This window comes from Mesobacillus maritimus, from assembly GCF_019749255.1.
GTDB lineage: Bacteria > Bacillota > Bacilli > Bacillales > Cytobacillaceae > Mesobacillus_B > Mesobacillus_B maritimus_A.
The window spans coordinates 68,386-83,235 of sequence record NZ_JACWFH010000006.1 but is presented as its reverse complement, the minus strand read 5'-3'; the positions used below and the strand labels follow the sequence as shown (position 1 = coordinate 83,235).

13 protein-coding genes are annotated in these 14,850 nt (G+C 40.1%); 7 read left to right on the top strand and 6 right to left on the bottom strand.

Features of this window, described 5'->3' with window-relative positions; all coding sequences use genetic code 11:
* Positions 1 to 34 precede the first annotated feature (34 nt).
* The 3 genes from H0185_RS02720 (at position 35) to H0185_RS02710 (ending at position 2,763) form a co-directional block, all read left to right on the top strand.
* Positions 35 to 1,072 carry a siderophore ABC transporter substrate-binding protein gene (locus tag H0185_RS02720; protein WP_221870972.1) on the top strand — a complete coding sequence of 346 codons (1,038 nt, stop codon included), beginning with the start codon at positions 35 to 37 and terminating at the stop codon, positions 1,070 to 1,072.
* Between the two features lie 166 nt (positions 1,073 to 1,238).
* Positions 1,239 to 1,412: a hypothetical protein gene (locus H0185_RS02715; protein WP_221870970.1), complete on the top strand. Its 174-nt coding sequence runs from the start codon at positions 1,239 to 1,241 to the stop codon at positions 1,410 to 1,412.
* 106 nt (positions 1,413 to 1,518) lie between these two features.
* A complete protein-coding gene (locus H0185_RS02710) occupies positions 1,519 to 2,763 on the top strand; it encodes a DUF418 domain-containing protein (protein WP_221870968.1) in 1,245 nt (414 codons plus the stop codon).
* A 117-nt stretch (positions 2,764 to 2,880) separates the two neighbouring features.
* Here the strand turns inward: H0185_RS02710 and H0185_RS02705 are convergent, their stop codons facing one another.
* The 3 genes from H0185_RS02705 to H0185_RS02695 are packed head-to-tail and all read right to left on the bottom strand — an operon-like array spanning position 2,881 to position 6,561.
* Positions 2,881 to 4,047, bottom strand: a complete 1,167-nt coding sequence (locus H0185_RS02705) for a Ger(x)C family spore germination protein (protein WP_221870966.1) — start codon at positions 4,045 to 4,047, stop codon at positions 2,881 to 2,883.
* A gap of 1 nt (position 4,048) precedes the next feature.
* Positions 4,049 to 5,479: a spore germination protein gene (locus tag H0185_RS02700; protein WP_221870964.1), complete on the bottom strand. Its 1,431-nt coding sequence runs from the start codon at positions 5,477 to 5,479 to the stop codon at positions 4,049 to 4,051.
* Positions 5,476 to 6,561 carry an endospore germination permease gene (locus H0185_RS02695; RefSeq protein WP_221870961.1) on the bottom strand — a complete coding sequence of 362 codons (1,086 nt, stop codon included), beginning with the start codon at positions 6,559 to 6,561 and terminating at the stop codon, positions 5,476 to 5,478. The genes H0185_RS02700 and H0185_RS02695 overlap by 4 nt, the downstream gene beginning before the upstream one ends.
* A 307-nt stretch (positions 6,562 to 6,868) precedes the next feature.
* Between H0185_RS02695 and H0185_RS02690 the strand changes: the two genes are divergently transcribed.
* The 3 genes from H0185_RS02690 (at position 6,869) to H0185_RS02680 (ending at position 9,803) form a co-directional block, all read left to right on the top strand.
* On the top strand, positions 6,869 to 8,035 hold the full coding sequence (locus H0185_RS02690) for an MFS transporter (protein ID WP_343223069.1): 1,167 nt from the start codon (positions 6,869 to 6,871) through the stop codon (positions 8,033 to 8,035).
* A gap of 182 nt (positions 8,036 to 8,217) precedes the next feature.
* A complete protein-coding gene (locus H0185_RS02685; RefSeq protein WP_221870959.1) occupies positions 8,218 to 8,403 on the top strand; it encodes a hypothetical protein in 186 nt (61 codons plus the stop codon).
* Complete coding sequence (locus H0185_RS02680) at positions 8,400 to 9,803, top strand: amidase (RefSeq protein ID WP_221870957.1); 1,404 nt, start codon at positions 8,400 to 8,402, stop codon at positions 9,801 to 9,803. Before H0185_RS02685 ends, H0185_RS02680 begins: the two co-directional genes overlap by 4 nt.
* A gap of 79 nt (positions 9,804 to 9,882) precedes the next feature.
* Here H0185_RS02680 and H0185_RS02675 read toward each other — a convergent pair whose 3' ends face one another.
* Positions 9,883 to 10,641 carry an SDR family oxidoreductase gene (locus H0185_RS02675; RefSeq protein WP_221870955.1) on the bottom strand — a complete coding sequence of 253 codons (759 nt, stop codon included), beginning with the start codon at positions 10,639 to 10,641 and terminating at the stop codon, positions 9,883 to 9,885.
* 144 nt (positions 10,642 to 10,785) lie between these two features.
* Between H0185_RS02675 and H0185_RS02670 the strand changes: the two genes are divergently transcribed.
* On the top strand, positions 10,786 to 11,343 hold the full coding sequence (locus tag H0185_RS02670; protein WP_221870953.1) for a TetR/AcrR family transcriptional regulator: 558 nt from the start codon (positions 10,786 to 10,788) through the stop codon (positions 11,341 to 11,343).
* Between the two features lie 125 nt (positions 11,344 to 11,468).
* Here H0185_RS02670 and H0185_RS02665 read toward each other — a convergent pair whose 3' ends face one another.
* Positions 11,469 to 14,060, bottom strand: coding sequence for an ABC transporter permease (locus H0185_RS02665; RefSeq protein WP_221870951.1), 2,592 nt, complete (start codon positions 14,058 to 14,060; stop codon positions 11,469 to 11,471).
* Complete coding sequence (locus H0185_RS02660; RefSeq protein ID WP_221870949.1) at positions 14,057 to 14,740, bottom strand: ABC transporter ATP-binding protein; 684 nt, start codon at positions 14,738 to 14,740, stop codon at positions 14,057 to 14,059. Before H0185_RS02660 ends, H0185_RS02665 begins: the two co-directional genes overlap by 4 nt.
* Between the last annotated feature and the right edge of the window lie 110 nt (positions 14,741 to 14,850).

Below are 14,850 nucleotides of genomic sequence, written 5' to 3'. Positions count from 1 at the left end.
ATAAAACAGTAGGGTTTAAAGGAGAGGGAAACACATGAAAAAATGGAAAGTCGCAAGTGCATTCTTAGCTTTATCATTGATGCTAGCAGGTTGTGGAACAGACGAGGAAGCTTCCACAAAAGAGGAAACCAATGCAACTGAAACGAAATCAGCAGAAGCTGAAACGGAAAAAGCGAGTGAAGCACCGGCTTATCCAATGACCATTTCGCCAACAGTTGCTTCAACTGAGAATCAAGAAAAGGGGACGACGATTCAATTTGAGGATGTTACATTCGACTCGATGCCAGAAAAACTTGTCGTGTTCGATTATGGATTTTTAGATACATTAGATGCACTAGGTGTTGAAGGCGTAGTAGGAGTTGCCAAAGACTCAAGTTTACCAGCACATCTTGAAAGCTTTAATAGCGATGAATATGCTAGCGTTGGAACATTGAAAGGTCCATTGCTTGAAGATATCGCTGAATTAGATCCAGATGTTATTTTCATCTCTGGTCGTCAATCTGCCTTCTATGATGAGTTAAACGAAATCGCTCCTGTCTTGTTCGTCGGAACACAACAAGACGATTACTGGAGTACATTCGAAGCTTCAGTCAATACAGCGGCGAAAATGTTTGGCAAAGAAAAAGAGGCAGAAGAATACTTAGCAAACTATGATACAGCACTAGAAGAAATCAATCAGCTCACCGGTGGTTTTGAGAATTCACTAGTGACAATGTATAACGAAGGAAACCTATCTGGTTTCGCAGAAAACTCTCGCTTTGGTTATATCTATGATATCTATGGCTTTAAACCAGTGACGGATAATATCGAAGCCTCTTCCCATGGATCCAATTTCGGGTTTGAAGCCATCTTAGAATTCGATCCAGAAGTATTGTTGGTGATTGACCGTACTGCTGCTATTGGTGGAGAGTCTAATATCGAAAAAGACATGGAAAACGACATCATTAAGAAAACAACTGCTTATAAAAATAACCGCATCGTCTACTTGGATGGTCCACTTTGGTACCTTGGAGGCGGCGGATTGCAATCCGAACTTGCTAAGATAGAAGAAATTTTAGCAGAATTAAAATAATGGGTGATTGAGTAGAGAAATCTTACCCCCTTGGTTTCCCTATTATAATCATAAATAAAAAAGTTGGTTCCTATGGTGGAGGAGCCAACTTTTTCTATTAAAAAGGCGTTATTCATGAAAAAGTCTGGAAAGAATAGGAATAATACGATTATTAAAGGAGATTGTCATGAAGAGACCGTTTGATTATAACCAGATTTTTTATAATGAAGTGATTTATTATTTGGAACAAAAATGGAATCGCCCTCTGACTGAGCATGAACAACATGTGCTGATTGAAGGCTATAAGTATGGAAGGTTGGTTGAGACTGAGAACCAGGCACAGATAGGCTTCCTAAAGTAGGAAGCTTATTTTTTATGGATTGAAAAAAAGTAGAGATACCTTTTACGCACATGTGTATAATAGAAGGTGCTAATATTTCCCATATAGATGTGAAGGGAGAGGTGTTATGAACAATTCGCCAATTACAGGGAAAAATCGAATCCTAACCATTGACATCATTCGTGGTTTCGCCTTGTTCGGAATTTTCTTGGTGAATATGCCTGCGTTCCATTCTCCGGTATTTATGAGTTCTTTTTATGGGCAGGAAGTGGAATATACAGGGGTTGATTACTGGATTGATGTGTTTTTTTCATTGTTTGTTGAGATGAAGTTTTTTACGATTTTTTCATTTTTATTTGGACTTGGCTTTTTTATTTTTATGAGTCGTGCGGAAGAAAAAGGCCACGGTGTAAAAGCACTTTACCTTCGAAGGATCCTTGCTTTGTTTTTGTTTGGTGCGGTGCACGTTGTCGCACTTTGGTTCGGTGATATCTTGCACACTTACGCGGTAGCTGGGGTGTTTCTATTATTCTTTTATAAACGAAAGATCAAAACCATGCTGATCTGGGCGGTTAGTTTGTTGGTTGTACTGAATTTGTTGTTTTTGCTCAATGTATTGATTCCTAGTGAGATTTTACTTGAGATGGAAGCAGCAAATGCGCAAGGATTCGCAAGAGATTTAGCGGAGTATATGGGGATTTATACTCAAGCGGGATATGTTGAATGGGTCTCCTATCGTTTAGGAACGGAGGTAGGGTTCGTTGCGGCGAATCTAATCCCAGCGTCCATCCCAGTATTTGCAATGTTTCTCTTTGGGTTAGCAGCTGGAAAAGCAGGGCTGTTTCATCACGTAAGCAACCATCTGGCTTTCTTTAAAAAGTTTAGATGGATTACGTTTTTGATTAGCCTGCCGCTAGTGGTGATTCTCGCGTTATTGAAATTGGATATTCTTGATCTCGGTGTTAAACAACTCTATGCGATTCAATTGTTTAAGAGTTTAACAGGTACCTCACTATGTTTCTTGTATATCAGTACATTGACATTAATGCTACGAAAAGAAACTTGGCAAAAAAGGTTACGCCCGCTTGGTTCTGCTGGGCAGATGGCGTTAACCAATTACTTAATGCAAACCATTGTTTCAACGATTATCTTTGTTGGCTTTGGTTTTTATGGGGAAACTAGTTTATTAACAGGAACGATTCTCTGTTTCATTATTTTTGCTTTGCAAATGGGATTTAGCACTTTCTGGCTAGAATATTACCGTTTCGGTCCGTTTGAATGGCTCTGGCGATCGTTTACTTATTTGAAGTTTCAACCTTTAAAAAAAGCAAACAAAGTGACCATTCATCAGAACCATCATACGCCGATGTAAATTACCAGGCTGCCGTAAGTTCGAACAAGTGCAGACCAGAAGTGAATGAGGTTTAAAGGATGAAGTAAACTCACCAATCTTACGGTGAGTTTTTTTCGGTTCCTACATATTAGGTAATCATCCTTCTTCTTTTATCTGGATTTTTCGGTTTTTAAAAGAACCCGAATGTTCGAGTGTGATATGCGCTTCAATGGATTTAATACTGTCTTCGCGAAGAAGGGAATCGCTATTTTTGAGTTTCTTCCAATCATGGTGGTGTTTCCTGTAAAGCTGGTGTTCTAGGTTTAGAAAATCAATTTGATGTTCTACCCCTAATTGATATAATTGCCTCACTTCAGAGATAATCCCTTTTTGAACGTACTCCTCCATAGCATCCACCTGAATGGTGTTGTTTTTCATTCGATTACTTACAATCCCATTGGCAAGGTAGAGGAGGTTAAAACGAAAATTTCCGTTCTGTTTCTCAGGTGAAATCTTTACGATTTGGTCTTCAAGCACCGTGATAAATTCAGGGTCTTTCTCGGTTGGCAGGAGGATAGACGCACGAATGGTTTCTGGCGTAATCCAACGCATCCCTTTTAATTGATCATACGGAAAATAACCTTTGTATTTTTGATTCGCTAAAAAATAGGCTCCATCAATCGTTAATGTTCCTTCATTCTTGGTATTCTTCTTCCATTGTGTATCATTTATCGAGAGCGAAGGGATATAAGTGGTGCGTCCTGGGTCAAAGAACTCCCGAGCAAACTGGTTTAATTTTATCGGTTTAAGGGTCGAGCTTTGCTCATAGGAACTTTCGGGACTATGTAGAATCGTATCCAACGAGCTTTGATTGAAAAATCCTTCGGTAGATAAAATATCGACCATCGGACTTTTCGTTGCGAATATCCATGGAGTTGGCCGAAACTCATAATACCGAGTCAAGCCATCAAAGACACTCCCCATTCCTTTTTCTAGCACAGATTCATTTAACACAATTGCGGTAACATGTGCCCAAAGGATGCGTTCTTGTGCGCTTTGATACGCTTTGAAAAACGCATCAATAAATGTTTTCCCGCTTGTCTCGGAAATATAAACAACTGGTGGCGCTTTATCCCCACCTTCACTTTTGGCCACAGAACTTAAACCAAGCAATTGAATATAAACAAAATATTCCCCATCTCGATAATCGACTCCAATGGCAGTAGCAAAATTTTGGTTTTCAATTTCGCCGATGTCATGGTTGCAAGCCGTAGCAGTTATAAGAAAAAAGGTGATCAAACCTATAATCTTTGTTCGTTTCATGCTATTTTCTCCGCTTCTGAATGAATGAAATCCCGAATTTTTTTCGATCAAAGGGGTTTACAAATAAGGCCGCTAAATATTCCTTGAATGTTAATGAAGCAATAGGTTCAAGATAGGCCACTTTAAAGGACTGTAAATTTGAAAGATAAATGAGAATGCTAAAGAAGCATACAAAAAGTCCGTATACACCTAAAAAAATCGACAGGATTAAGGTGAAAAGGCGTAGGATGCTGACCGTTCCAACCAAGGATTGATTGACAAGCGTATAGCTTGCAACCGCCGTTAACGCAATGACGACAATCATCGTGGGGGAAGCAAGTCCAGCTCTGATTGCCGCATCCCCAATAATGATACCTCCGACGATGGACACAGTTTGGCCTACCACGGTCGGCATTCGAACGCCTGCTTCCCGTAGCAACTCAAATAACCCAAGAATAAAAATCGCTTCTAGTCCAATTGGTAACGGCAGTCCTTCGCGCGAAACAACGACAGTGGCGAGTAAGGCGAATGGGAGTTGATCGATATTCACAGATGCGAGTGATACCCAAAACCCCGGAAGGAAAATGGCCACCACTAAGCCAACAATTCGAATGGACCGTCCAAACAGAACAAAGTAGTAAGGGAAATGAACATCCTCAGGTGATTTAATTAACTCAAACACATTGATTGGCCCAATTAACACAGAGGGAGAGCCATTCACAATTAAAATAAATCTTCCGCGCAACATTGATTCGATGACATAATCAGATCGCGTCACATAATCGAATAACGGAAACAAGGAAAAGGAGCGGTCTGAAAGCCATTGTTCTAATTGCCCACTGCTAACAATATTTTCGCCTTGAAAATCATCAAGGCGTTTCCTTACTTCATCAATGATTTCCTTGTTGGCTTTATCATGTAAATACAGAAGAGAGACCTTGGTTTGACTTAGTGAACCTAAGGTAAAAGACTCGCAATAAAGCTGTTCCGTCTTCATTCGTTTTCGAATCAAGGAAATGTTTACATACATCTCTTCGGTGAAACTATCTTTCGGTCCTTTTATCGAAACTTCTGTTGTTGATTCTTGTGGGTTTCGTTGTGGTACCTTGCTAATATCAAACACATAGAAAAAAGGAGTACCTTCCCGAAACACAATCAGTGAACCTGAAAACACTTGGTTCACGATTTCCTTCATATTTTTTATATGCTGAACGGGTGGAAGTACTTCGGAATGATTACGTGGTTCCTTCTGACTAAGGCTGAGAAGGATTCGGTTGTAATACTCATTTAGTTGGGTTGAATCCAGCATCCCTTTGCAGTAAAAGGCTTGTACATTCTTATCCTCTTCAATTGGAATAAATTCAATATCCGCATAATGACGAAAAAAGCTTTTTACTTCATCACGGGTCAGTGTTCCCTTTGCTAAAAAATGATTGTAAAGGTTCAGGTTCATAGATTTTGGGTTCCTTTCTTCATTGGCAGATAACTGATAATGAATAAAACCAATGAAATGAATACCGCAAATAAAAAGGCAAGTGGATAAAAATATTTCCCGACCATCGTTTGCACCCAGATGTCACTTAGAGGAAGTAAAGACAAAAACCCTAATAGAAGCGTAGAGACAACAAACACGTGCTTTCGTTTAGAGGGTTGCGTCTTATTTTTTATCATATTCCCAAGCAGATAGAGGCCTAAGGCAACCCGAATGATCTCACCACTTAGTAATTGAAAGACCGCTAAGAAATCAACATGGGAAATATATTCTCCTAAGGTAATGAGGCGCCATTGCTCAAAGGCAGGGAAACGCATATCAGAAGCAACTGCTGGACCGAATGAAGACAATGTCCCCATTGTGGGTCCCATAATTAGGCCAACTAAAATGGTAATCAGAACAAACAGTTGTAGCAGCGTAAATGATTTCTTTAAGTGGTGCTGCAGAAGCAAAAGAACAAGCAAATCCGCGCTCCCCCCAAGAATGATGATGGTTCCTTTTAGTATTGGGTGATACCCGTTCACAAGAACAGGGAAAAGATAAGAATAATCTTTTTCAGGAAAGGTAAACAATGCCACAAACATCCCGAGTAGCCAGACAATCGGCAATAAAACGGCTGAAACATAAACAATCGATTTTAAGCCATTATACGCGGACCAAGCACTAATCAACAGAAAGGGTACCATCACAACAAAAGCTGGGGTTCGCGGCAAAAAGTAAATTTGTACAGATTGAATTAAATCATAAAAAGAAATCGCACTAATGGCGAAAACAAAGGCCATAAGTACGCTGATTAAAAGACGGGAAATGAGACTCCCTGCTCGTGTTTCGATCCAGTCAGCAAGACAAAGTCGCTGCTTATTTTTTTTCATAATTAAATAAAGGATATAGCCCCAAATTAGTAAAAATCCGTAAGCAATCAATACGCAGATCCATGCATCACGTCTTCCTGTAGTAAGCAAATGAGGCAGGATAAGCACATGATTGGATATTCCAATAAAAAGAATGAGAACAAAAAATAGCTGAGCCCGAGAAAAATACATGTAAACACCACCAAATCCATACCCAATAGTGTTAGGTTTTGTTAGTATTTCCAAATTATTCATAAAGCCAAAAGTAATAAACCGTTTTTGGTTGATGAAGGATAAAAACTAAAAAATGGAAGAAAGGGAGAGGGTAAGCAATCATGGATGGGAGTTGAATGTGGAATTTAATAATAGGCTACACGGAAACTAGCCTTTTTAAATAGAAGAAAGAAAGTGTTATACTGTACTGATACTAGAATACTAGTTTGAAAGTTGAGATCATATATGAAATTAATACAAAAAAAGATATACGGAGGATCGTTTAGTGCGTAAGTTCGCTTTTATTTTTATCATTTATGCGGCCTTTATCAGTTTAGGGTTACCTGATTCGCTTTTAGGGGTAGCTTGGCCGGAGATGGTAGGAGAGTATCATGTGGCCTATAGTGCCGCTGGAATTATTTCAATGACCATTTCAATTTGTACGGTCATTGCTAGTTTGCAAACTGCGAGAATTACAAGAACAATGGGGACGGGCAAGCTCGTTTTAGGGAGTGTCTTGCTTACGGCAATAGGGTTGATTGGATTTGCGTTCACTCAAAATTTTTATCTTTTGATCCTAGCGGCATTGCCTTTAGGTTTAGGAGCTGGGGCCATTGATACTTCCTTAAATGATTACGTGGCTGTCAATTTGAAGCCCCATCACATGAACTGGTTGCATGCCTTTTGGGGAGTAGGAGCAACAATGGGACCGATGATTATGGGAGTGGTTTTAAATAATCATTATTCCTGGAGAAACGGGTATATGATTATTGGCGGCATTCAATTGATGCTCGTGATCATTCTCTTCTTTTCACTCCCTCTTTGGAAGCAGAATAAACAAAAAGCATCCAAAGAATCTGACGACAGGACGACTTCCTTTGGAACAGTAATAAAACAAAAAGGAGTTTTCTATGCTCTATTATCCTTCTTTTTTTATGTAGGGTTAGAAGGGATCATTTTTTTATGGGGAAGTAGCTACTTAATTGAAGTGAAATCATTATCTGTAGGAACCGCTAGTTTTATCGTCTCGCTCTTTTTTGCAAGCTTAACGATAGGAAGAATGATATCTGGCTTTATAACCTTTTGGCTATCCAATCAAAAGTTGTTGCTCTATAGTGAAATCGCTCTTCTCTTAGGGATTTTTATCGTAGCGTTTGGAGCAGGGAGTGTTTTATTCGCTGGGTTTGTCCTCATGGGGCTTGGATGTGCGGCTATTTACCCGACAATGATGAATGAAACCCCGCGAAGGTTTGGGGAAAGGAATTCAAGTAGCATTATTGGCTTTCAAGTCGCTTTAGGTTCGGTGGGAATCATGGTGTTACCTCCGTTCATTGGAGTGATTTTTCAACGTTTCACTATGAGCCTATTCCCAGTCTTCCTCCTTGTTTTTGCCTTCATTTTACTTGGAGCAACGCTGGTGATTGACAAGGGGAGAACCGCAACAAACGCATAAAATGTGAAAGAAAAATAAATGAGTTATATGGTTAGAATCCTAAAACGCGATTAGTTGAAAAGACTAATTGCGTTTTTTTCTTGTTGCAAGTTTGAGGAGGGTTACAATCTGACTTGTGCGAACTGTGACATCCTAGGCAGCATATAGTGATAGATATGATCATGAATAAGGAGGTTAGGTGAATGGAGGTTCAAGAGTATATTAGGTATAGTTTGGCTTTGCAGGGGATCGATGTTTATGAATCAGATCTTCCTTATATTCATAATTTGCTGTTTACGATGAATCAGGCCCAGGTACCACTTCAAGCATTTCCTTTAAACAAAGAAGTTCCGATAACAGTTGTGGATAAGGGGATGCTTAAAAAATGATTGATTTATCTTTTTTAACTGCTGCGGAACTCGCACCCTTAATTGAAACGAGGCAGCTTTCGCCGGTTGAACTGACGGAACATACATTAAAGCGCATGGAAAAATTGAACCCGCAAATAAATGCATACAATACTCCACTTCCACAACTAGCCCTCGACCAGGCAAGAAAGGCAGAAGAGGAAATCATGGCAGGGCAATACAAAGGGCCACTCCACGGGATTCCAATTGGTATTAAAGATAATAAGAAAACAAAGGGGATCCGGACTACAGCTGGTTCAAAGCTTTTTGCCAATTATGTTCCAACTAAAAGTGCGACGGTTGTAAATAAATTGTTGAGTTCTGGTGGAATCATGGTGGGAAAATTAACGATGCATCAACTAGGCGCTGGGTTAACGGGTACTAATCCGTTCTTTGGGGCAACACGGAATCCATGGAACTTAAATTACATGCCAGGTGGATCCAGTAGCGGAAGTGGTGCAGCCTTAGCCTCTGGGCTCGCCACACTTTCGACCGGCACCGACACGTTTGGCTCCATTCGCGTACCAGCGGCGATGAGTGGTGTTTATGGGTTGAAGCCGACCTATGGACTCGTTAGTTCCTACGGGGTGATTCCAGCCGCATGGTCATTGGATACCATTGGTCCGATGGCTCGTTCCGTTTCAGATTTGGCACTCATGCTCAATTGCATGGCTGGCTTCGATCCTAAAGACCCGGCAAGTCTAAAAACAAATGTGCAAGATTACCGAGCAGATCTTCATAAAAACATAAGTGGTATTAAAATCGGCATTCCTACCTATTATTTAGAAGGATTAGATGCAGATGTTGAAACACTTTTCACTAAAGCGATTGCCACACTAAGAAGCTTAGGAGCAGAAATTCAGGAACTCAACATTCCTGAACTGAGTATGTCCACGTTTGCTGGCTTTGTGATTGTAGCGGGGGAGGGAGCTGCTTTTCATTCAAAGTGGTTACAAACCTCTTTGCAAGATTATGCCCCGGACGCTCGAGCAATTCTTTTATCTGGCTCTTTAACAAGCGCTCCTCAATATATCAAAGCGCAACAAGTCCGCAGAAAGCTGACAAACGCCTTTCAAATAGAGTTTAAAGAGGTTGATGTGTTGCTAGGTCCAACGATTCCGATGACCACCCCAGAAATAAGGGAAGATTGGGTTACTCAAAATTTAGATGTGGTTCGGCGTGGATTGCCATTTACAGTCCCAGCCAACTTAACAGGAATCCCAAGTTTAACCGTACCAATGGGATTAAGTTCAAAAGGACTTCCAGTAGGAATGCAATTCATGGGACAACATCTTTCTGAAAAACAATTATTGCAACTCGGAAATGCTTGGCAGACAACAAACCCATTAGGTGTGAGTTTGAAAAGAGAAGAAATCGGGTGACAGGCACCATCCAAATTATGGAAACCCAAAACACATAAAGAGGGGCTATCCATTGGATAGCCCCAACAAAATCGGAAAATTAGTATGCAGTCCATCCTGCATCAGCAGCGATGACTTGTCCATTTATGAAGCTGGATTCATCAGAGCCTAAGAAAACAGCGAGATGAGCCACTTCAACCGGTTGGCCAATACGTGGCATGGTGCCGCTTCCTGTCATTTGGCGACCATATCCAAATTCGGAAATGCCAGTCATTGAAGAGCCGATGTTTGTTTCTACACCACCAGGTGCAATTCCATTACAACGAATACCAGATTGAGCATACATATAAGCTGTGTTCTTTGTTAGACCAGTTACTGCGTGTTTGGATGCTGTATAGGCTGCCCCTGCACGTGACCCACGCAAACCACCTGCTGAAATATTATTGACGATGACGCCATGACCTTGTTCTAAGAAAATGTTTGTAGAGATTCGCATGGCACGCATGACACCAGTTGTGTTAATAGCGAAAACACGGTCCCATTTTTCATCGGAAATTTCACCTACTGGTTCCATTCCATCCATAATACCAGCGTTGTTCACTAAGATGTCTAACGTACCAAATGCGTCTTTGGTATCTGCAAATAATTGTTCTAGGTCTGCTAATTCTGCCACGTTTGCACGGTTAGCAATCGCAACACCACCATTGCCGTTAATAGCCTCAGCTACTGCTTGAGCACCTTCAAAATTATAGTCAGAAACTACCACCTTTGCTCCTTCTTTTGCGTAAAGTTCAGCAATGGCTTTGCCCATACCTGAAGCAGCGCCGGTTACAATGGCTACTTTATCTTTTAATCTCATAGAAAACAGCCCCCTTGATTTTATTGTACAATTGTTCAATAAAATAATAATATTAAATGTAACCCCATTCAATAATCAAAAAATTATCGATTTGTACAATATTGAACAGAAAAACCGAAAGTGTACGATAGAGGAGAAGAGCAATTGAATAAAAATGATTTACGTGTTGTAAAAACCAAACAAAACCTACATGTAGCCTTAACCAAGTTACTGAAAATAAAACCTTTATCTCAAATTAAGGTAACGGAACTTTGTTTAAAGGCAAAGATCAATAGAGGTACATTTTATTTCCATTATCAAGAAGTGGGGGATGTCTTTAAGGAGTTTTTTGAAGAAATTATGGTGGATTTAAAAGAATCCTATGATGAACCTTACCGACATACTGATATCCTTGATGTCGAACATTTAGATCCAAAAACCGTTCGTATTTTTCATCATATTAAAAAATATGAGGATTTTTATAACATTATCTTATCCCATGAGGTATCAACAGAGTATTACTATATGCTATTCGATGAAATACGGAAGATTTGCATAGAAGATAAAAACGCAGTCCCTACTGGAAAACCTAATGAATATTTGTATTCCTATTCAGCCAATGCCATTCTCGGGTTAATCATCGAATGGTATCGTCACGATTTCCAAGAATCCGCTGACGAAATGAATGTCCATTTGGTTAATATCTTAAACCGTAAAATATAGTGTCGGGTGACTAGGGTGACGAGTGCTAGGGTGCCAGGCACCATACAGAATATGGAAACAGAAAGCGGCAACAAAAGGATAAGTAAAAACCTGGATGGGGACAGGCACCATCCAGGTTTTTTACATTAGATATTCTCTTGCTTCAAGCTGTCGATGATGTTTTCCTTTTTAATTTTTGAAATGGAATAGAGCATGGCGGATCCGACGATTAAGAAAATCATGACAACTACGAATAGAATGCTCATCCATGGAAGCTGGAATCCATATTCAAAGGTGTTACCAATTGAGACGTGGATGGCAATCATCACGAGGACGCTGATTGGCAGTCCGTAAGCAAGAGCTTTGACTCCATAAAAGATACTTTCATAATTGATCATTTTATTAAAGCCTTTCGGTGTCATCCCAACGGATCGCAGCATCGCAAATTCGCGTTTGCGCAATGAAATGCTTGTTGAGATGGTATTAAAGATATTGGCCACAGAGATTAATGAAATCAGCGTGATAAACCCGTAGGTAAAAACGGACATAAGCAAGATCATTTGCTCTTCCTGTTGCCGTCGTTGATAGATATTGTAGGTAGAAATGTTCGTCTCTTTTCTGTCTTCAATGGCTGTTTGTGTGGCCATCGGGTCGGTACTATTTAGATAGACAGAGGTGAACACTTCCATTTGGGAAACCCCCAATTGATCCAAGGTTGATTCAGGGACGATGATGTTCAAACTACCTAGGGAACCAGGGTAGATGCCCATAGGAACGATATCGGTTAGGGCGCCAATTTGCACACTGCCTACTAGTTCACGTTCAGGCTGTTCATTTTCCTCCATTTCCCCTGTTTCACTGGTCAATAGGTCGATCTTATTCCCAACTTTTGTTTCAATCGTTTTGGATTCAATCAATTTTCCAGTTGCGTAGTTTTCGTAAGTGGTTTGGTCAATGACAATACCTGTTGGAGTGTCTTGTTGGTTAAAATCATTAGCTTCCACACCGACTTGTTTGGCATATGCATTAAAACTCTCTTGATCGAGTGCATGTAATTCAATATAGTAAGCTAGTTTTCCATCTTCAAGAGCATATCCGTTTGTTTCGATATCCTCTTTTAATTGAGCTGGGATTTCATCCATGCTAATGAGCGCTTCAAATTGTGTTGCTTCAATAATAGAACTATTTGTGACATGATCGAGCTTGGTATAACTTTCTAACTCTTCTCGGCTTAATGAACTACTGTTTATTCGAATATCATATTGAAGGTCATCTTGCGACATTTCCAGTGATTTTTTCAGGTTATCGGTAAAAAAGTTGACTGTTAAAAACAGGACAATGCTAATGACGAGGGAAAACACAGTAGCCAAATATCGCTTTTTATTTCTTTTAACATTCTTTAATCCAATTTCTGCTTCCATGCCAAATAGTTTACGAACAAATTTGCTAGTTTTCACACTTTTCCTAGACAATTTTATATCATGTGTTTGGCGGATGGCATCAATGGCAGTAATTTTTGATGCTTTTTTTGCAGGGATATAAGTGGAAATAAAAATCGTTAAGATTGAAACTCCACACGCGACCAGCAGGGAAGAAGGGGTGACAACCAATTCTAGATTTTCAGAAACTCCTATTGCACCTTGTAAGTACTTATTAATAAACAAAAAGGTGACCCCAATTCCCGCAAGGCCAGCAAGAATCCCAATCGGAATACTGATTATCCCAATCACCGCACCTTCAAAAAAGACGGAATTTCGTTTTTGCTTTTTCGTCGCACCCACACTTGAAAGCATCCCTAGATGCCTCGCTCTTTCTGATACACTAATTCCGAACGCATTATAAATCAAAGCAATAGAACCAATGATGATGATGCCCATGATAATCCCAGTTAAAGAAAAGAGGGTAGCACGCAATTGATCATTTTTTGTTACCCCATAGTAGCGTAGTAAATCAGAATTATATTGTACGGTTTCGATTCCTAGTGAGTCGGCGAGATTTTTGGAGTGCTCAAAGAGGGAACCTTTCACTTTTTGTAACACCACAAGCGCATCAATGGTGTCACTTTCGCTTAATGACGTTTCATCTACATAACCGATGACCGTGTAACCGGGGGACCAAGTTGGCTCCCATTCGGGGCGTTCAATTGTTCCTACAACAGTGACTTTTTTTGTTTCTGTGATGGTTAATTCTTCGTTGACGGTTTCATCGAGCCTTTCTAGGGAATGTGTCTGCGTTAGTTGGGTTCCTTCTGTTTTATGCAGTCGTTCTCCTAGGTCAACCGTAAGTTGATCGCCGATTTTATAGGTAACCTCCGCATTGCTTTCAATCGCTTCAGAAATGGCAATTTCATTTTCGTTTTCAGGAAGCCTCCCGTCGCTGACTTCAATCGGAAATTGCTCCATACCCGTTTTATTATAGTTTTTAAAATATAAATAAGGTTTATTATCATTGTTGGAACCTTCTAAGAGCGCATATGCATCGCTAGTAAGACTCAGCTCTTTCGTTTCACTGTCTTGTTTAATGGCTTTCACTTGGTCTGCTGTGACATCTTTATAGCGCACATGCCATTCGCCATTGGTGTTAATGTCTTGGCGAATCATTAAGTCTAAAAAAGAAACGCCAAGGGTTGCCACGGCAGTAATCATGGCAACCGAAATAATGACGCCGATAATCGTTACGAGAGAGCGGCGCTTGTTTTCTTTTAAATGCCTGATGGTGACTTTATTGATGATATTCATGGGCGAATCACCTCATCTTTGGCGACCTTCCCATCTTCAATTGTAATGACGCGATCCGCCTGAAGTGCAATGCGCTCATCATGAGTGATGACAATCAACGTTTGATTGTAGGTTTTATTAAACATTTTCAACAGTTCCATGATTTCTTTACTGTTTTTACTATCGAGGTTTCCAGTTGGTTCATCGGCAAGCATAATTGCTGGATTGCTAATAAGCGCTCGTCCGATAGAGACCCGTTGCTGCTGACCGCCGGATAATTGGTTCGGCAGGTGGGAAAGTCGTTTGTCCAACCCTAAGACGTCAACAACCTTGTTAAAGTGAGCTGGATCTACTTTTTGTTCGTCTAACAGCATTGGCAAGGTAATATTTTCCTGCACTGTTAAAATCGGAATCAGGTTATAAAATTGATAAATCAACCCAATTTGTCTGCGTCTAAAAATCGCCAATTGTGTTTCATTCAAGTCATAAATATCAGTTTGGTCAATCAGCACCTTTCCACTCGTTGGTCGATCGACACCGCCAAGTAAATGAAGCAGCGTGGACTTTCCTGAACCAGAAGGTCCGATGATGCAAACAAAATCGCCTTTCTTTACAGAAAACGAAACATCATCAAGTGCTTTAACCGCCGTTTCGCCCTTGCCATATACCTTGGATAAATTCTTTACTTCTAATATATTCATAAGAAAACCTCCGTTATTTTTCATCTTGAGGTTAGTATAAGGTGCTAGTATGACTTTAAAGTGACTCTAAAGTGACAATTTATTCACTTAAGGCACTTTGTTTCAAAAAA

Coding starts and splice junctions, on each gene's coding strand:
- H0185_RS02720 (WP_221870972.1), top strand. CDS start 35: ATGAAAAAATGGAAAGTCGCAAGTGCATTCTTAGCTTTATCATTGATG.
- H0185_RS02715 (WP_221870970.1), top strand. CDS start 1,239: ATGAAGAGACCGTTTGATTATAACCAGATTTTTTATAATGAAGTGATT.
- H0185_RS02710 (WP_221870968.1), top strand. CDS start 1,519: ATGAACAATTCGCCAATTACAGGGAAAAATCGAATCCTAACCATTGAC.
- H0185_RS02705 (WP_221870966.1), bottom strand. CDS start 4,047: ATGAAACGAACAAAGATTATAGGTTTGATCACCTTTTTTCTTATAACT.
- H0185_RS02700 (WP_221870964.1), bottom strand. CDS start 5,479: ATGAACCTGAACCTTTACAATCATTTTTTAGCAAAGGGAACACTGACC.
- H0185_RS02695 (WP_221870961.1), bottom strand. CDS start 6,561: ATGTATTTTTCTCGGGCTCAGCTATTTTTTGTTCTCATTCTTTTTATT.
- H0185_RS02685 (WP_221870959.1), top strand. CDS start 8,218: ATGGAGGTTCAAGAGTATATTAGGTATAGTTTGGCTTTGCAGGGGATC.
- H0185_RS02680 (WP_221870957.1), top strand. CDS start 8,400: ATGATTGATTTATCTTTTTTAACTGCTGCGGAACTCGCACCCTTAATT.
- H0185_RS02675 (WP_221870955.1), bottom strand. CDS start 10,641: ATGAGATTAAAAGATAAAGTAGCCATTGTAACCGGCGCTGCTTCAGGT.
- H0185_RS02665 (WP_221870951.1), bottom strand. CDS start 14,060: ATGAATATCATCAATAAAGTCACCATCAGGCATTTAAAAGAAAACAAG.
- H0185_RS02660 (WP_221870949.1), bottom strand. CDS start 14,740: ATGAATATATTAGAAGTAAAGAATTTATCCAAGGTATATGGCAAGGGC.